Origin of the sequence: Lawsonibacter faecis (assembly GCF_014287675.1) — a bacterium.
In the GTDB taxonomy this organism is placed as follows: domain Bacteria; phylum Bacillota; class Clostridia; order Oscillospirales; family Oscillospiraceae; genus Pseudoflavonifractor; species Pseudoflavonifractor faecis.
This window is the reverse complement of sequence record NZ_JACOPQ010000004.1, coordinates 277,425-293,660: the sequence shown is the minus strand read 5'-3', so window position 1 is coordinate 293,660 and position 16,236 is coordinate 277,425. Positions and strand designations below refer to the sequence as shown.

Below are 16,236 nucleotides of genomic sequence, written 5' to 3'. Positions count from 1 at the left end.
GGTTTAGCTCTGTTTATGCAAATGGCGGGTTACGACCCGCCATTTGTCCGTGTAACACGGACAATGCCCGAGATTTAAATGAAAATTTAAGAATTCCTTTATGTCAAGTACCGGGTGGATATGATATGATACCCTCCGTTCAAAGGGATAACCTGAATGAGAAAGGAGGGTCTTGTATGCCCACACTGGTCAAGGAGCGCACCCGTTCCCGCGCCGCTGCAGCGGTAGAACGGACCGAATCCCCCTCTTCCGAGACGATACCCGGCTTCTTCGCAAGGGGCGTCAATTTCTACAAGCTCTTCTGGCTCTTCTTCATTGTGTCCTTCCTGGGCTGCATGGTGGAGACGGTCTTCATGGTCGTCACACGGGGCCAGCTCCAGAACCGCAGCGGCGTGCTCTACGGGTCCTTCTCCCTGGTCTGGGGCCTGGGCGCGGTGCTCTTCACCCTCTGCTTCCACAAGCTCTCGGCCAAGCGGCCGGCGCTGGTCTTCCTGGCGGGCACGCTGCTGGGCGCGGTGTATGAGTACGCCTGCTCCTGGATTCAGGAGGTCCTCTTCGGCGCCTGCTTCTGGGACTACAGCCATCTCCCCTTCAACATCAACGGCCGCGTTAACCTGGTCTTCTCCATGTTCTGGGGTCTGGCCGCCGTGCTCTGGGTCGGCAGGGCCTATCCGGCCATGTGCCGCTGGATCGGCCGCATTCCCAACCGCTTCGGCAAGCCGCTGACGCTGGTGCTGGCCGGTTTGATGGTCCTCAACATCGCAGTCACCTCCGCCGCCCTGGGCCGGATGGACCAGCGCCACAAGGGCGTCCCCGCTTCCAACGCGGTGGAGCTTTTCCTGGACGCGCAGTATCCCGACCGGGTGCTTCTCAAAACCTTCACCAACCTGACCTACATAGGCACCGACGAGGCCCGCGCCGCGGCCGGCGTGCCCAAGCCCAACGACATCCCCGGGAAATAGGGGCAGCAAATTTATTTAGATTCGGTGTTTTTCGACGGCCTGACAAGGGGCGCCCCCGTTCCTGGGGGCGCCCCTTGTCAGGCCGTTCCCACCACACATCCGGGCCCATACATCGTCTATGGGGCGCACACCGACGATTTTCTGCTTGTATTTTTCCGGCGTGCCTGCTATACTAAACTTACTTTTACTGCGGAAGGAGGGCGTACCATGGGCTGGATGAATATCAACATCATGGTTGAGCAGGGCAATGTTTTGGCCTCTCAGGGGATCAGTGCGCCCTTTTTTGAGAGGTCACGGCGGTAAGGCAGCTTTTGTTTTATCGGGCCGCGGCGTTCTCGCCGCGGCCTTTTTGCGCGCTTTTCCCTCTAAAAGCATTAAATTTTAGAAGGAAAATGATAATTATGAAACTCAAACAACAGATTAGGCGTCTGCTCGCACTGGAGTGCGTGGGCTATTTCCGCCCTGCGGGCTGCGTGTGGGTGCTCCTTCTCGCCGGTCGGGGCTTCTCCCTGGCAGAGATCGGGCTGGCGGAAGGCTTCTTTCATCTGGTCAGCATGATCTGCGAGATACCCTCCGGTATGCTTGCGGATCTTCTGGGCCGCAAGCGGACCCTGGCGGCGGGTCAAATCATGTCCGGCCTCAGCGCGGCGGCCATGCTCCTGTCCGACACCATGGCGGGCGTATGCCTGGGCATGGCGCTGTCCGCTATGGGATATAATCTGGCCTCGGGCACACGGGAGGCCATCACATACGACAGTCTGGTCGCCTACGGCGTGGAGGAGGGGTATCTGAAGCTCTCCTCCCGGCAGAACGTGGTCTACCGCCTCACGGCGGCGGCGGCCATGCTCTGTGCGGGGGCGACCGCGGCGGTGGGCTACCGGCTCGCCTACGCCGCAGACATTCTCTTCGCCCTCGCCGGGACCTGTGCCGCCCTCTCCCTGTGGGAGCCGGTGGTGACAAAAGGCCAGCGGGAGCGGGAAAACGCCCCGCTTCGCGGCCTTTGGAGCCGCCTGCGGGCCTACCTGGGAGAGACGCTGCGTTTTCTGCGGGAACACCCCCGCACGCTGGGGCTGATGCTCTTCAACGCCCTGGTGGGGGCCTTCGCCACACTGCTGGGCTTCTACCTCCAGGACGCCCTGCCCGGCGCGGGCGCCCATCCGGCCCTGCTGGGGCCCCTGCTGGTGGCCGTCGGCCTGGGCGGCGCCGCGGGCTCCCATGCGGCGGCAGGGCTGGCCCGGCTCCCCTACAGGACTGCGGCCGTATTTTCCTGCGCCGCTATCGCCTGCGGATACCTGATGGCCGCCAGCAATATGCTGCCGCTGATGGCCGCCGGGGGCTTCCTGGCCGTGGCCGGGGACGACTGCCTCCAGACCCTCACCGACGCCCGGCTCAACCAGGGGCTTCCCTCCGATCAGCGGGCCACACTGATCTCGGTGTCCTCCATGTGCTTCTCGCTGATGATGGTGGTGCTCTCCCCCCTGACCGGGGCGCTGGTGTCCTGACGGTAAATACACACTAAAACACGAATAAGGATGATAGATATGGACTATATTCAGGGAAACAAGGCGGCCTGGGAGGAGGCCTTTGACCACAAGCGCCCCGGCTGGGGCGAGGAAAATCATTTGCGCCTGCTCCGGGAGGACCTGCCCTTCTTCTGGCCCGCCGCGGCGGCTGAGCTGAGGACCTTGGATCTCCGGGGCAAGCGGGCGGCCCAGTTCTGCTGCAACAACGGACGGGAGCTGCTGAGTCTGATGGGGCTCGGTCCCGCGGAGGGGGTGGGCTTCGACATTGCGGAAAATATCATCGCCCAGGGCCGGGATACGGCGGCAAAGGCGGGTATTGCAAACTGCCGCTTTGTGGCGTGCAATATCCTGGACATCCCCCGGGAATACCACAGCGCCTTCGACCTTATCTTCTTCACCATCGGCGCGCTCACCTGGTTTGAAGACCTGAGCCCTCTCTTTGAGAAGGTCTCCGACTGCCTCAGCCCCGGCGGCACGCTGCTCATTCACGAGGCCCACCCCGTCATGAATATGCTGCCCCTGCCCGGTGAGCCCGGGTTTGACGGGAGCGGTCTCAACAAAATCGCCTACTCCTATTTCAGGAGGGAGCCCTGGGTGGAAAACGAGGGCATGGGCTATCTGTCCGGGGCCTACCCCTCCAAGACGTTCATCAGCTTTTCCCACACCCTGTCCGATGTTCTCAACGCCGTCTGCCGCTCCCGGCTGCGCCTGACGAAATTCAACGAATACGACTACGATATCGGCCTGTCCGAGGCGTATGACCACAGAGGATTTCCACTCTCCTTCCTGCTGACGGCAAATAAGCTGTAAAAGTGAAGTTTTCCTTTACAGCAGGGCATAATTGTGGTATACTGCCAAAGCACGCATAGAAGCGCCGAGCCGTTAAGCAGGCAGGCCCGCACCCGGAGGGCGGCCGCGAGACATGCCGGGCGCGGCAGGACGCGTGCAAATTGTGCCTCCCCGCTTAGTTCTGGGACAAAAGCCGCGTCGTCGCGGGGGTCCGCCCGCCCATTACTCAGCCCGTAGGTATGTATAAAATGAAAGGTGGAAATCCCATGATTCGTAAAGACGAAAAGACGGCCGTTATCGAGGCCAACCGCACCCACGCCACGGACACCGGTTCCCCCGAGGTCCAGATCGCCATTCTGACCGCCCGCATCCAGGAGCTCACCGAGCACCTGAAGATTCACAAGCACGACAACCACAGCCGTCGTGGCCTGCTGAAGATGGTCGGTAAGCGCCGCAAGATGCTGGACTATCTGATGGACAAGGACATCGAGCGGTACCGTGCGATCATCGCCAAGCTGGGTATCCGTAAGTAAGTTTTGAATAGAGGGCGGTGTGGGAGACTGCACCGCCCTTTTTCCAAAAAATGAAATTCCAACAAGCCGGAGCCCACACGCTTTTTTAGCAGTTGAAAATGCGCCTGCAGCCGTGCAGACCTGTTTTCAAATGCTAAAAGGTGCCGACGGCTCCGCGCAGAGACAAAAGGAGGACAACCATGTCAACCGTCATCACCCACAAGCAATTCCCCAACCACAAGATCTATAAGACCGAGATCGCCGGCCGCCCCTTCTCCATCGAGGTGGGCAAGACCGCCGAGCTGGCCAACGCCTCCGCCATGGTCCGCTACGGCGACACCGTGGTGAACGTGGCTATCTGCGTCAGCGCCCGTCCCCGGGACGGCATCGACTTCTTCCCTCTGAGCGTGGAGTTTGAGGAGAAGCTGTACGCCGTGGGCCGCATCCCCGGCTCCTTCATGCGCCGCGAGGGCCGTCCCAGCCTGCCCGCCGTGCTGGCCGCCCGCCTCATCGACCGGCCCTGCCGCCCCCTGTTCCCCTATGACTTCCGCAACGACGTGTGCATCACCTGCACCGTCATGAGCGTGGACCGCGACTGCTCCCCCGAGGTGACCGCCATGATCGGCGTGTCCGCCTGCCTGTCCTACTCCGAGATCCCCTTCGCGGGCCCCATCGGCTGCCTGGAGGTGGGCTATGTGGACGGCGAGATCGTCTTTAACCCCAACCAGGAGCAGCGCAAGAGCTCCCAGATGGACGTGACCGTGGCCGCCACCGCCAACAAGGTGGTGATGATCGAGGCCGGCGCCAAGGAGATCCCCGACGACATCATGTATGAGGGCATCGTGAAGGCTCACGAGGAGATTAAGAAGCAGGTCGAATTCATCAATGGCATCGTCGCCGAGATCGGCAAGCCCAAGATGGAGTACGAGCACGCCGACTTCAACCAGGAGCTCTTCGACGATATCGTCGCCAATTTCATGGACGAGGCCAGGGCCGCCATGGACACGGACGACAAGAATGTCCGTGAGAAGCGCTGGAGCGCCATGATCGACAAGTGGCATGAGAAGTATCTGGAGCAGTACCCCGACATGGACAAGTACCTGGAGGAGTTCACCTACAAGTTCCAGAAGAAGATCGTCAAGGCCTGGCTGCTGGAGGGCCACCGCGTGGACGGCCGCGCCAAAAACGAGATCCGTCCCCTGGCCGCCGAGGTGGGCGTGCTGCCCAAGGTCCACGGCTCCGGTATGTTTACCCGCGGCCAGACCCAGGTGCTCTCCGTCGCCACCCTGAACACCCTCTCCATGAACCAGAAGCTGGACACCATCTGGGAGGAGGAGGAGAAGCGGTATATGCACCACTACAACTTCCCCCCCTACTCCGTGGGCGAGGCCCGCGCCCCCCGCTCCACCAACCGCCGGGAGTACGGCCACGGCTACCTCGCCGAGCGGGCCCTGGAGCCCGTCCTCCCCAGCGTGGATGAGTTCCCCTATGCCATCCGCGTGGTGTCCGAGGTGCTCAGCTCCAACGGCTCCACCAGCCAGGGCTCCATCTGCGGCTCCACCCTGGCCCTTATGGACGCGGGCGTACCCATCAAGGCCCCCGTGGCCGGCATCTCCTCCGGCCTCATCCAGGACGACGACGGCTCCTTCCAGACCTTCATCGACATCCAGGGCGTGGAGGATTTCCACGGCGAGATGGACTTCAAGGTCGCCGGCACCAAGAAGGGCATCACCGCCATCCAAATGGACCTGAAGAACGACGGCCTGACCCACGAGATCATCAAGGAAGCCCTTGAGATCACCCGGGACGCCCGCTTTGCCATTCTGGACGAGGTTATGCTCCCCTGCATCGCCGAGCCCCGCCCCGAGGTCAACGAGAACGCCCCCAAGATGGTCACCGTCAAGATTGACCCCGACAAGATCCGCGAGGTCATCGGCAAGGGCGGCAGCGTTATTCAGAAGATCACCGCCGAGTCCGGCGCCCAGATTGACATTGAGGACGACGGCACCATCCACATCGCCTCCCCCAACGCCGCAAGCTGCGAGGCCGCCAAGAAGATGATCGATATGATCGTCTTCGTCCCCGAGGTGGGCGCCCTCTACTACGGCAAGGTGGTCCGTATTCTCCAGTTCGGCGCCTTCGTCGAGCTGGCCCCCGGCAAGGACGGCATGGTCCACATCTCCAAGCTGGCCGACCGCCGGGTGGAGAAGGTGGAGGACGTGGTCAACATCGGCGATATGATCTGGGTCAAGGTCACCGAGATCGACGAGAAGGGCCGCGTGAACCTCTCCTACAAGGATGCCCTGAAGGAGATTAAGGCCAAGCAGGACGCCGGCGAGAGCGTAAAGTAAAATATCTGGTTATACTGAGACCGGGCGGGCATAATTGCCCGCCCGGTCTTTTCAATCGCTGTCCTGCAGGGCAAGGGGCTTCGCCCTTGCCGTCCATATCAAGGAGGTCCTCATGTACGAAAAATTGACCCTGCCCAACGGCGTGCGCATTCTGACCGAGGAGGTCCCCGGCGTGCGCTCCGCCGCCCTGGGCATCTATGTGGCCACCGGCAGCCGCCAGGAGAAGGCGGCGGAGAACGGCGCCGCCCACTTTATCGAGCATATGCTCTTCAAGGGCACCGCCAGGCGCTCCGCCGCGGCGCTCGCGGAGGAGATGGACGCCATTGGCGGCCAGGTGAACGCCTACACCACGAAGGAGAGCACCTGCTTCTACGCCCGCGCCCTGGACAGCCACCTGGAGCGGGCCGCCGACATCCTCTGCGATATGTTCTTTTCCTCCAGGTTTGACGAGGCCGACGTCCAGACCGAGCGCGGCGTCATCCTGGAGGAGATCGGCATGTATGAGGACAACCCCGAGGATCTCTGCGCCGAGCGTCTGGCGGCGGCGGTCTACAAGGGAAACTCCCTGGCCCGGCCCATCCTGGGCCGGAAGGCCACCCTGGAGGCTATGACCGGCGCATGGCTCAGGGACTATATGTCCGCCCACTACCTCCCCGGCGACATTGTGGTCTCCCTGGCGGGCCGCTTTACGCCCCGGCATGTGGAGGAGCTGAAGGCCCGCTTCTCCGCCCTCGCCCCCGGGACCAGCCCCCAACCCAGGCAGGCCGTCTACCAGCCCTCCGTGGTCGTGAAGAAAAAGGCCATCGAGCAGAACCACCTGACTCTGGCCTTCCCCGGCCTGCCCTACGGCCACGAGGGGCGGTACGCCCTCCAGCTCCTCTCCTCCATTCTGGGCGGGGGGATGTCCTCCCGGCTGTGGCAGCGGGTCCGGGAGGAGAAGGGCCTCTGCTACTCCATCTACTCCTATGGCGCGGGCCACGCGGACACCGGGATGTACGCCATCTACACCGCCCTTGGCAAGGAGACCGAGCGCGAGGCCCTCGCCACCATTGTGGAGACGGTGAAGGACTTCACCGCCGGCGGCGTCACCCAGGCCGAGCTGGACCGGGCCAGGGAGCAGTCCAAGGCCAACGTGCTGATGGGGCTGGAGTCCACCCAGGCCCATATGTCCAACCTGGGACGGAGCGAGCTTATCACCGGCCGCGTCATGGAGGTGGACGACATCATCGCCGCCTACGACGCGGTGACACCGGCGGATGTCCAGGCCCTCTCCCGGCAGATGTTCGACTTCAGCCAGGTCTCCCTCTCCGCCGTGGGTCGGGTGGCCGCGCCGGAGGAGTACCAGAGGCTGCTGCAGTGAGGGCAGACAGATAAAAGGAGGATGAATCGGCATGAGCGAGCGCGACTACGAGGCAGTATACGCATCCATGGCGCCCCTGTTCGACTCACTTTGGCTGAAGAGGTGCGGCTTTGCCAATGAGTTTCGCAACGAGTGGCGGCGCCTGCTCCGCGCCAGCGCCAGGGACCCCAGGCCCTACCCCTCCAAGGATGAAGCGGCGGTGCTTCCGGTGGCCCACAGCTACCAGGGTACGGAGCTGACCTTCCATTTCGACCAGCTCAAGCTCTGGGACTGGTATGTCCGGGACGGGAAGGAGACGGCCCGGCGGGTGTTCCTCTCCAAGGATATGAAGCGCACGGCGGAGGGTACGCTGGAGTTTCACGACTCCGAGTGCACCTACGATTCCGGCGCGGAGGAGCCCGCCGTCCCCGAAAGGGGGAAGGAAATTTTCGTCTGCGCCCTGCCCGGCTCCCCGCCGCCCCTGCGGGTGGTCTACGGCAACCGCAGGGTGGAGGGCGGCTTTACCGGCCTGCGGAAAAACCGGCTGCCCTTCTATCTGGTCCAGACCGACTTCGTCCCCGCATTCCTCTGCGACTCCTTCGAGGTGTGCGCCTACCTCTTCTGGATGGACTGCTGCATCATGGGGGAGAACTGCGTCAAGGTGGGGGAGAAGGACCTCAAGCCCCTGCTGCACATCTTCCGCCCCAGCTCCATGCTCACGGTAAAGGGGCTGCTGTAGCGGCCACCGCCCGTCCACGGCGGCTTTGCAGTTGCTCTCCGCCCCCTCGCAGGGGCCCCGTTCCAATCCAAACGCAGGAAGCGGGCGGAGCCGATTACCATCGGCTCCGCCCGCTTCCTGCGTCTTATCTCACCGCACCTCGTCGCGGATTTGGGCGGCCTCCCGGGCCAGGGCCTCGATCTCGTCAAAACGCCCGGCCTCCAGCAGGTCCATGGGAACGATCCAGGTGCCGCCGCAGGCGGCCACGTTTTTCTGGCTCAGGTACTCCTTCACATTGCCCGGCTTCACGCCGCCGGTGGGCATGAACTGGACGGTCCCGTAGGGCCCGGCCAGAGCCTTGAGCATCCCCACGCCGCCCACAATCCCGGCGGGGAAGAGCTTGAGGAGGCTCAGCCCCTCCCGCATACACATCTCCACCTCGGTGGGAGTGGCGCAGCCGGGGATAACGGGCACCTCGTGGGCGATGCACCATCGGACGGTATCCAGGTTCAGGCCGGGGCTGATGACGGCCCTGGCCCCGGCCTCCACGGCCTGCTCCGCCTGCTCGGGGGTGAGCACAGTGCCCGCGCAGACGAAGAGGTCGGGCACCTCTTCGGCGATGGCCCGGATGGACTCCTGGGCCGCGTCGGAGCGGTAGGTGATCTCCACCGCGGAGAGCCCACCCCGCCGGATGGCCCTGGCCAGGGGCACGGCGTGCTCCGGACAGTCCATCTTGATGACGGGCACAATCGCTACCTTGCGCAGCAGTTCAACCATATCCATACTTGACCTTCCTCCTCACACGGCCTTCCGGCTGTGGCGCGCCATAAACGCCTCCAGCTCCGCCCGGGTGGGCAGGCCCTCATTGTCGCTGACGTTCATGATCTGAATGGTGCCGATGGCGCTGCCCCGGCGGACGGCCTCCTCCAGGGACAGACCCTCCATCACGCCGCTGATGACTCCGGCGGCAAAGCCGTCGCCCGCGCCCACGGTGTCTACAATTTTTTCCGGCGGGTAGGCCGGGGTGTGGAAGGAGCCTTCCCCCGTAAAGGTCCGGGCGCCGTCGGCCCCCACCTTCACAATGACGGTCCTGGCCCCCAGCCCCAGGTAGAACCGCCCGATGGCCTCCGCCTCACGGCTGCCGCAGAGGATCTCCCCCTCGTTCTCGCCGGGGAGGACGTAATCTGCCCGGGCGGCCATTCTGTTGATTTCCGCAACCATCTTCTCCCGGCTGGACCAGAGCTGGGGCCGCAGGTTGGGGTCGAAGAAGATGGGGATGCCCGCCTTTTTCGCCCCGTCCATCAGGCGGTGGGTGGCGGCCAGCGCGGTCTCGGAGGTGGCGGGGAGGATGCCGCTGAGATGAACGGCGTCCCACGCTGTGAGATCCACGTTCTCCACATCCTCGGGGGAGATGGTGGAGGAGGCCGAGCCCTTGCGGTAGTAGTAGATGTCCGGGTCGCCCCGGCTGGTCTTGCTCTTGAGCATGAAGCCCGTGCGGTGGTCCGGGTCCACCTGGGTCAGGGAGGTGTCGATGCCGTTTTCATTCATGCAGTTGATGATCTGGCGGCCAAAGGGGTCCTCTCCCACCTTGGTGAGATACCCCACCTTGTGGCCCAGCCGGGTCAGGCCCACGGCCACATTGAACTCCGCCCCCGCCACGGAGGTGGAGAAGTGCTTGACCTTCTCCAGCCGGGCCTCCTCCTGGGCGATGAACAGGCCCATGGGCTCTCCCGCCGTCAGAATTTTCTTCATTTCCATGGGAGATGCTCCTCTCTCCAAAAGAATCTGTTTTCAGGCAGGCGGGGGTCAAGGCTGCTTGCCGATGTAGGCGAGGATGCCGCCGTCCACGTAGAGGACGTGGCCGTTGACGAAGTCGGACGCCTCGCTGGCCAGGAATACGGCTGGGCCCATCAGATCGTCGGTGGTGCCCCAGCGGGCCGCGGGCGTCTTGGCCACGATGAACTGGTCGAAGGGATGGCGGCTGCCGTCCGCCTGGCGCTCCCGAAGGGGCGCCGTCTGGGGGGTGGCGATATAGCCCGGACCGATGCCGTTGCACTGGATGTTGTGCTCGCCGAACTCCGAGCAGATATTCCGGGTCAGCATCTTCAGCCCGCCCTTGGCGGCCGCGTAGGCGGAGACGGTCTCCCGGCCCAGCTCGCTCATCATGGAGCAGATGTTGATGATTTTGCCCTTCCCCTTTTTCATCATGCCGGGCAGCACCGCCTTGGACACGATGAAGGGGGCGTTCAGGTCCACGTCGATGACCTTGCGGAAGTCGGCGGCGTCCATCTCCAGCATGGGGGTGCGGCGGATGATGCCCGCATTGTTGACCAGGATGTCGATAACGCCCACCTCGGCCTCGATTTTGGCCACCAGCGCCTGCACGGCGGTCTCATTTGTCACGTCGCAGACATAGCCGTGGGCGGCAATCCCCGCCTCCCGGTAGGAGGCCAGGCCCTTGTCCACCAGCTCCTGGCTGATGTCGTTGAAGACGATGGTCGCGCCCATGGAAGCGTAGGCGGAGGCGATGGCGAAGCCGATGCCGTAGGACGCGCCGGTGATGAGGGCCACCTTGCCGTCCAGGCGGAAGCTCTTGTCCGTAATCATGGTACTTATCCTTCTTTCTCAGCGAATGTCGGGGATATCGATGTTGTCCATGTCGTCAAAGGCCTGGTTCTCCCCGCCCATGGCCCAGATAAAGGTGTAGTTGCTGGTGCCGCAGCCGCAGTGGATGGACCAGGAGGGGGAGATGACCGCGTCGAAGTTCTGCATAACCAGATGACGGGTCTCCTGGGGCTGGCCCATCATGTGGAAGACCACGTTGCCGTCCGGCACGTTAAAGTAGGTGTAAATCTCCATGCGGCGCTCGTGGGTGTGGCAGGGCATGGAGTTCCAGACGCTGCCGGGGGCCAGCTGGGTCAGCCCCATGGAGAGCTGGCAGGTCTCCAGCACGTCGGGGTGGATAAACTGGTTGATAACCCGCTTGTTGGCGGTCTCCTCCGCCCCGCAGGGGCGCTTGTTGGCGTCCTTGATGGAGATAAAGGTGGTCTTGCAGACCTTGTGGGCGGGGGCGGAGACCAGATAGAACCTTGCGGGGTTGCGGGGGTCCCTGCTGGAGAAGACCACATCTTTGGTCTCCTTGGTGATGTAGAGGCAGTCCTGGAAGTCCAGGCTGTAGGTCTCGCCGTCGGCCTCGACGGCGCCGGGGCCGCCCAGGTTGAAGACCCCGGCCTCCCGGCGCTCCAGGAAGTAGCGGGTGCCGAAGTTGGCCCACACGTCGATGCCCTGGTCGATGGGGAGGGCCTGCTCCACCGGCATGATGCCCAGCACCACCATGCGGTCCACGTGGGAGTAGGCGGCCGTCACCCGGTCCGGCTGATAGAGGTTCTCAATCAAAAATTCCTTCCGCAGCTCCTCCGTGGTGTAACGCTTTACATCTTGCGGGCCGGTGGAATACCGGATATCCATATATCAATGTCCTCCTTTATTTCTGGGCCAGGTGGAAGCGGAAGCCGGCGATGTCCCTGTCAAAGTAGATGACCCGGACTCTGCCGTCGTCCCCCCGGCCCGCGGTGGACTCGTCGAAGCCGATGCCCTTCTCCCGCAGGTAAGCCATGGCCCTCTCGGTGTCGGTGGTGCGGATGGCGATATGGCCCAGCTCGCCCAGGAAGGGCTTCTTCATAATCTCAAACTGTTCGTTGACAAAGTAGGAGCCGTCGGTCTCCCGGCTTTCAAAGCCGAACAGTGCGCAGAGGGCGTCGGCAGTCCGCCGGCCCTCCTCCGCATCGGATTGATTGATGCCGATATGGGCCAGTTCAAAGCCCAGCTCTTTCACGTCCATCTTCATGCACTCCTTTATTTCGCCAGATAGCCGCCGTCCACGGGGATGACCGCCCCGTTGACGTAGTCGGAGGCGGGGCTGGCCAGGAAGACCGCGATGCCCTTCATATCCTCCGGGGTACCCCAGCGGCGGGCGGGGATACGCCCCAGGATTTCGGTGCTGCGGCCCTCGTCACCCATGAGGGCGGTGTTCATCTCAGTGGCCATATAGCCCGGGGCGATGGCGTTGACCTGGATGTTCCTGCCGGCCCACTCGTTGGAGAGCGCCTTGGTGAGCTGGGCCACGCCGCCCTTGCTGGCCGCGTAGGCGGGGACGGTGAAGCCCCCGAAAAAGCTGAGCATGGACGCCAGGTTGATAATTTTGCCGCCGCCCTGGGCGAGCATCTTCCTCCCGGCCAGCTGGCACAGCACGAAGACGGCGTTCAGATTCACGTTAATAACAGCGTCCCAGTCCTCCAGGGCGAAGTCCTCGCAGCGGCTGCGGCGCTGGACGCCCGCGTTGTTGAGCAGGATGTCGATCCCGCCGCCCAGCAGCTCCACCGCCTTCTCAAAGAGGGCGGGCAGGCCCGCCCGGTCGGACAGGTCGCCCTGGAGGCCGGCGACGTCCAGCCCCTTGGCCCGCAGCTCCTCTGCCGTGGTCATTACCGCGCTGCTGGAGCCGAGAATGACCACCCTGGCCCCGGCCTCCGCCAGGCCCTCGGCCATGCCCCGGCCCAGCCCCCGGCCCCCGCCGGTGACCAGGGCCCGCCTGCCGGTGAGATCAAAAGGATTCTTCATCTCCGTCCCCCCTCAGCTGAAGCGATACAGGACCTTGACGGCCCCGGTGCCCTTGGTGGTCAGGAGGTCGAAGCCCTTCTGCGCCTCATCTGCGGCGAGCACATGGGTGATGACCTTCTCATAGTTGGGGTCCGTGCCCACGATTTGGGCCGCCAGGGCGAAGTCCTTGAAACGGTAGACCCGGGTAAACAGAATTTCGGCCTCCTTGGCCATGCCGTAGAAAAAGGGCATGGCGGCGGGCTTGGAGTAGGAGGCCACCACCAGAATGCGCCCTTTGACCTTCACCGCGTCCAGCAGAACGTCGGCCACGGGCTGAACACCCGCGCAGTCGAAGACCCAGTCGTACCCGTCGCCGCCTGTGCGGCTCCTGCAGTAGTCGCCCATATTGCCCACCTTGGCGGGGTCCTGGACCTCAAAGCCCATGTCCCGGGCCATTTGGGCGCGGGCGGGGTCGGTCTCCATCATCAGCAGGTCCTGACAGCCGAACACCCGCAGGGTGAGGGCGATGACCATGCCGATGGTGCCGCAGCCGAAGACCACGGCGTTGTCGCCGGGGGTGTAGCCCCGCTCCCGCAGGGCGTGGACCGCCACGGCGGCGGGCTCCACAAAGGCGCCCAGCTCGTCGGAGATATGGTCGGCCAGGGGGACGATACTCTCCACCGGCGCCTGGACGTACTCGGCGAAGCTGCCGTCGCAGTCGATGCCCAGCAGACCCAAGGTGTTGCAGACGTGGCCGTTGCCCTCCCTGCAGGGGGTGCAGCGGCCGCAGGAGAGGAGGGGGTAGACGGTGACGCGGCTGCCCTTGGCGATGCCGGGCACGCCGTCGGACTCCAGAATGCCGGAAAATTCATGGCCCATGACCAGAGGCGCCTTGGCCCTGGGGTGGAGGCCCTGGTAGATGTGCAGATCGGTGCCGCAGATGCCGGTGCAGAGCACCTTTACCAGCGCCCAGCCCTCCTTCGGCTCGGGCCTGGGCAGATCCCTGACCGCCAATTGGCTGGGTCCTTCATAGACGATTGCCTTCATATAAACTGCCTCCCGCGGACAATAGATAGATTTTAAAGTTGATTGACCGGGCAGCGGACCGCCTCGCCCCGGAGGAAGCGGACCACCTCTTCGGCGCACTTGCGGTTGAGCTCTTCGGCGGACTCCTCCGAGTACCAGCCCATGTGGGGGGTCACCACCACATTCTCGTGCCGGAAGAGGGGGCTCTCGCCGGAGAGGGGCTCGGCGTTCACCACGTCGATGCCCGCGCCAGCCAGCCTGCCGCTTGAGAGCGCGCCCTCCAGGGCGTCCTCGTCCACCAGGCCGCCCCGGGCCACGTTGATAAAGAAGGCGCCTTCCTTCATTTTGGAGAAGGCGGCGGCATTCATCATGCCCCGGCTCTCCTCGGTGAGGGCACAGTGGAGGGAGAGAATGTCCGCCTGCGCCAGCACCTCGTCCATGGTGGGCTTGAACTCGATGAAGTCGGGGAAGACGCGGCCGCTCTCACCGTAGCGCACATCGTAGGCCACCACCCGGCAGCCCAGAGTGTGCACCCGCCGGGCGAAGGCGGCGCCGATGCGGCCCACGCCCAGGATGCCCACCGTGCGGGTGGAGAGGCGGTGAACGGGTACGGACTCAATGTAGTTCCAGACGCCCGCCCTGGTCATGTTGCCGATCATGTAGGTCTTGCGGGTGAGGGAGAGCATCAGCGCCAGGGCCTGGTCGGCCACCTCATTGGTGCCGTAGTCGGGCACGTTGCAGATCTGAACGCCGTACCTGGTGGCGTCGGCCAGATTCACGTTGTCCACGCCCACGCCGTAGCGGACCACCATCCGGAGGGAGGGAATGGCCTTAAAAATCTTCTCGTCCATACGGACGTACTGGTTCAGGAAACAGACCGCCCCCTGGCACTGCTCGATGACCTCATCCTGGCTCATGCAGTGGAGCCACCTGAAATCCATGCCCGCGGCGTCAAAGACCGCCTTTTCGGTGTCCACATCCTTGTGGTCGCAGTCGCAGATAATAATTTTGGGATTGTGTTCCATAGCCTATGTATCCTTTCGTCAGACCGCCGGATTTTGTTCGTCAGCCTAAGCCCACGAAGAACATGCTGCCCGCATATTTGGTGAGACCCAGCAGGTTGGGAATAATCATGGACAGGAAGGGCACGAAGGTGACGAAGAGCAGAGCCACCACCACCACGCCGAAGTACGGCAGCAGCGGTTTTATTACCTGCTGGATCTTCACGTTGGCAATCCGGCAGCCGGCGAAGAGGATGGCGCCCACCGGCGGCGTCAGGGTGCCCACGCAGAGGTTCATGACCATCATCAGGCCGAAGTGCACAGGGTGCATGCCGAAGGACTGGACGATGGGCAGGAAGATGGGGGTGAAGATCAGCACCGCCGGGGTGGGGTCCATGAAGGTGCCCACCAGCAGGAGGATGACGTTCATGATGAGCAGAATGATGATCGGGCTGTTGCTGATGCCCAGCATGGCGTCGGAGATCATCTGGGGGATCTTGGCGAAGGACATGACCCAGCTCATGATGGCGGAGACGCACACCAGGAATTCCACCACGGCGGTGGTCTTCACGCTGGCCAGGAGGATTTTGGGCAGGTCCTTCACCTTGATGCTGCGGTAGATAAAGCTGAGCAGCAGGGAGTAGACCACGGCGATGGCGGATCCCTCGGTGGCGGTGAACACGCCGCCCAGGATGCCGCCGATGACGATGACGATGAGCAGCAGGCTGGGAATGCCCTGCCACAGGGTCTTGAGAATGAGGCGGGCATTATACTTCTCTTTGGAGACGTAGCCCCGCTTCTTGGCCATGACGCCGGCCACAATCATGCAGCCCACGCCCCAGAGGATGCCGGGGATGTAGCCCGCCATAAACAGGGCGGCGATGGAGACGCTGCCGGCCACGGTGGAGTAGACAATCATGATGTTGCTGGGCGGGATCATCATGCCGGTCGGGCCGGAGGCGATGTTGACGGCGGCGGAGTACTCCTTGGAGTAGCCCTCCTCCTCCTCCATGGGGCCCAGGATGCCGCCCATGGCGGAGGCCGCGGCCACGCCGGAGCCGGAGATGGCGCCGAAGAGCATGTTGGCCACGATGTTGGTCTGCGCCAGCGCGCCGGGGAGCTTGTGGGCGATGATTTTGGCGCAGCCGATGAGCCGCTTGGCGATACCGCCGTTGTTCATAATATTGCCCGCCAGCACAAAGAAGGGGATGGCCAGCAGGGAGAAGGAATTGGCGCCGGTGAAGGTGCGCTTGGCGGCGGTCATCATGGCCTGCTCAAAGGGCAGAATGACCATGATGCCGGCGGCGGCGCCCGCGCCGATGGCCAGGCCGATGGGGAAGCCCAGGGCCAGCATAATCACGATGGCGACCACCATGACGAGGGCGGCGATTGCAGCTTGTTCCATATTTTTACCTCCTC

At 63.5% G+C, this 16,236-nt stretch carries 16 protein-coding genes; 7 read left to right on the top strand and 9 right to left on the bottom strand.

The genetic code is table 11. The features are described 5' to 3' along the window. The first annotated feature begins 176 nt into the window (after positions 1-176). From H8S62_RS07140 to H8S62_RS07110, 7 genes are all read left to right on the top strand, one after another. Complete coding sequence (locus H8S62_RS07140; protein WP_155150262.1) at positions 177-962, top strand: putative ABC transporter permease; 786 nt, start codon at positions 177-179, stop codon at positions 960-962. A 401-nt stretch (positions 963-1,363) separates the two neighbouring features. Then, the gene (locus H8S62_RS07135) at positions 1,364-2,464 is read left to right on the top strand and encodes an MFS transporter (protein ID WP_186918868.1); all 1,101 of its coding nucleotides are present in this window, start codon (positions 1,364-1,366) and stop codon (positions 2,462-2,464) included. Positions 2,465-2,503: 39 nt separating this feature from the next. After that, complete coding sequence (locus H8S62_RS07130) at positions 2,504-3,295, top strand: class I SAM-dependent methyltransferase (RefSeq protein ID WP_186918867.1); 792 nt, start codon at positions 2,504-2,506, stop codon at positions 3,293-3,295. Between the two features lie 245 nt (positions 3,296-3,540). After that, positions 3,541-3,807 carry a 30S ribosomal protein S15 gene (rpsO, locus tag H8S62_RS07125; protein WP_155150268.1) on the top strand — a complete coding sequence of 89 codons (267 nt, stop codon included), beginning with the start codon at positions 3,541-3,543 and terminating at the stop codon, positions 3,805-3,807. A 179-nt stretch (positions 3,808-3,986) separates the two neighbouring features. Beyond that, entirely contained in the window at positions 3,987-6,137 is a 2,151-nt protein-coding gene (locus H8S62_RS07120) for a polyribonucleotide nucleotidyltransferase (protein WP_186918866.1), read from the top strand. A gap of 112 nt (positions 6,138-6,249) precedes the next feature. Beyond that, entirely contained in the window at positions 6,250-7,497 is a 1,248-nt protein-coding gene (locus H8S62_RS07115) for a M16 family metallopeptidase (protein ID WP_155150272.1), read from the top strand. A 31-nt stretch (positions 7,498-7,528) separates the two neighbouring features. Further along, entirely contained in the window at positions 7,529-8,215 is a 687-nt protein-coding gene (locus tag H8S62_RS07110) for a hypothetical protein (RefSeq protein WP_186918865.1), read from the top strand. A 129-nt stretch (positions 8,216-8,344) separates the two neighbouring features. Here H8S62_RS07110 and eda read toward each other — a convergent pair whose 3' ends face one another. Genes eda through H8S62_RS07065 form a run of 9 tightly spaced genes read right to left on the bottom strand, consistent with a single transcriptional unit; the run spans position 8,345 to position 16,222 of the window. Beyond that, positions 8,345-8,977 (bottom strand): bifunctional 4-hydroxy-2-oxoglutarate aldolase/2-dehydro-3-deoxy-phosphogluconate aldolase, encoded by a 633-nt coding sequence (eda, locus tag H8S62_RS07105; protein WP_186918864.1) that lies wholly within the window; start codon positions 8,975-8,977, stop codon positions 8,345-8,347. Between the two features lie 15 nt (positions 8,978-8,992). Further along, positions 8,993-9,952 (bottom strand): sugar kinase, encoded by a 960-nt coding sequence (locus tag H8S62_RS07100; protein ID WP_206672197.1) that lies wholly within the window; start codon positions 9,950-9,952, stop codon positions 8,993-8,995. Positions 9,953-10,000: 48 nt separating this feature from the next. Then, positions 10,001-10,801, bottom strand: coding sequence for a gluconate 5-dehydrogenase (locus H8S62_RS07095; RefSeq protein ID WP_155150278.1), 801 nt, complete (start codon positions 10,799-10,801; stop codon positions 10,001-10,003). 18 nt (positions 10,802-10,819) lie between these two features. Next, positions 10,820-11,662 carry a 5-dehydro-4-deoxy-D-glucuronate isomerase gene (kduI, locus tag H8S62_RS07090; RefSeq protein WP_155150280.1) on the bottom strand — a complete coding sequence of 281 codons (843 nt, stop codon included), beginning with the start codon at positions 11,660-11,662 and terminating at the stop codon, positions 10,820-10,822. 16 nt (positions 11,663-11,678) lie between these two features. After that, entirely contained in the window at positions 11,679-12,035 is a 357-nt protein-coding gene (locus H8S62_RS07085) for a VOC family protein (RefSeq protein ID WP_186918863.1), read from the bottom strand. Between the two features lie 14 nt (positions 12,036-12,049). Next, a complete protein-coding gene (locus tag H8S62_RS07080) occupies positions 12,050-12,811 on the bottom strand; it encodes an SDR family oxidoreductase (RefSeq protein WP_155150284.1) in 762 nt (253 codons plus the stop codon). Positions 12,812-12,823: 12 nt separating this feature from the next. Further along, complete coding sequence (locus tag H8S62_RS07075; protein ID WP_186918862.1) at positions 12,824-13,837, bottom strand: zinc-dependent alcohol dehydrogenase; 1,014 nt, start codon at positions 13,835-13,837, stop codon at positions 12,824-12,826. A 32-nt stretch (positions 13,838-13,869) separates the two neighbouring features. Further along, the gene (locus tag H8S62_RS07070) at positions 13,870-14,841 is read right to left on the bottom strand and encodes a C-terminal binding protein (RefSeq protein WP_186918861.1); all 972 of its coding nucleotides are present in this window, start codon (positions 14,839-14,841) and stop codon (positions 13,870-13,872) included. A 40-nt stretch (positions 14,842-14,881) separates the two neighbouring features. Continuing rightward, complete coding sequence (locus tag H8S62_RS07065) at positions 14,882-16,222, bottom strand: TRAP transporter large permease (protein WP_155150289.1); 1,341 nt, start codon at positions 16,220-16,222, stop codon at positions 14,882-14,884. Between the last annotated feature and the right edge of the window lie 14 nt (positions 16,223-16,236).

What these genes read in the sequence shown, in the direction of transcription:
- H8S62_RS07065 (WP_155150289.1), bottom strand. Translation starts at nt 16,222, where the DNA reads ATGGAACAAGCTGCAATCGCCGCCCTCGTCATGGTGGTCGCCATCGTG.
- eda (WP_186918864.1), bottom strand. Translation starts at nt 8,977, where the DNA reads ATGGATATGGTTGAACTGCTGCGCAAGGTAGCGATTGTGCCCGTCATC.
- H8S62_RS07070 (WP_186918861.1), bottom strand. Translation starts at nt 14,841, where the DNA reads ATGGAACACAATCCCAAAATTATTATCTGCGACTGCGACCACAAGGAT.
- H8S62_RS07135 (WP_186918868.1), top strand. Translation starts at nt 1,364, where the DNA reads ATGAAACTCAAACAACAGATTAGGCGTCTGCTCGCACTGGAGTGCGTG.
- H8S62_RS07140 (WP_155150262.1), top strand. Translation starts at nt 177, where the DNA reads ATGCCCACACTGGTCAAGGAGCGCACCCGTTCCCGCGCCGCTGCAGCG.
- H8S62_RS07115 (WP_155150272.1), top strand. Translation starts at nt 6,250, where the DNA reads ATGTACGAAAAATTGACCCTGCCCAACGGCGTGCGCATTCTGACCGAG.
- rpsO (WP_155150268.1), top strand. Translation starts at nt 3,541, where the DNA reads ATGATTCGTAAAGACGAAAAGACGGCCGTTATCGAGGCCAACCGCACC.
- H8S62_RS07100 (WP_206672197.1), bottom strand. Translation starts at nt 9,952, where the DNA reads ATGGAAATGAAGAAAATTCTGACGGCGGGAGAGCCCATGGGCCTGTTC.
- H8S62_RS07075 (WP_186918862.1), bottom strand. Translation starts at nt 13,837, where the DNA reads ATGAAGGCAATCGTCTATGAAGGACCCAGCCAATTGGCGGTCAGGGAT.
- H8S62_RS07110 (WP_186918865.1), top strand. Translation starts at nt 7,529, where the DNA reads ATGAGCGAGCGCGACTACGAGGCAGTATACGCATCCATGGCGCCCCTG.
- H8S62_RS07095 (WP_155150278.1), bottom strand. Translation starts at nt 10,801, where the DNA reads ATGATTACGGACAAGAGCTTCCGCCTGGACGGCAAGGTGGCCCTCATC.
- H8S62_RS07130 (WP_186918867.1), top strand. Translation starts at nt 2,504, where the DNA reads ATGGACTATATTCAGGGAAACAAGGCGGCCTGGGAGGAGGCCTTTGAC.
- H8S62_RS07080 (WP_155150284.1), bottom strand. Translation starts at nt 12,811, where the DNA reads ATGAAGAATCCTTTTGATCTCACCGGCAGGCGGGCCCTGGTCACCGGC.
- kduI (WP_155150280.1), bottom strand. Translation starts at nt 11,662, where the DNA reads ATGGATATCCGGTATTCCACCGGCCCGCAAGATGTAAAGCGTTACACC.
- H8S62_RS07120 (WP_186918866.1), top strand. Translation starts at nt 3,987, where the DNA reads ATGTCAACCGTCATCACCCACAAGCAATTCCCCAACCACAAGATCTAT.
- H8S62_RS07085 (WP_186918863.1), bottom strand. Translation starts at nt 12,035, where the DNA reads ATGGACGTGAAAGAGCTGGGCTTTGAACTGGCCCATATCGGCATCAAT.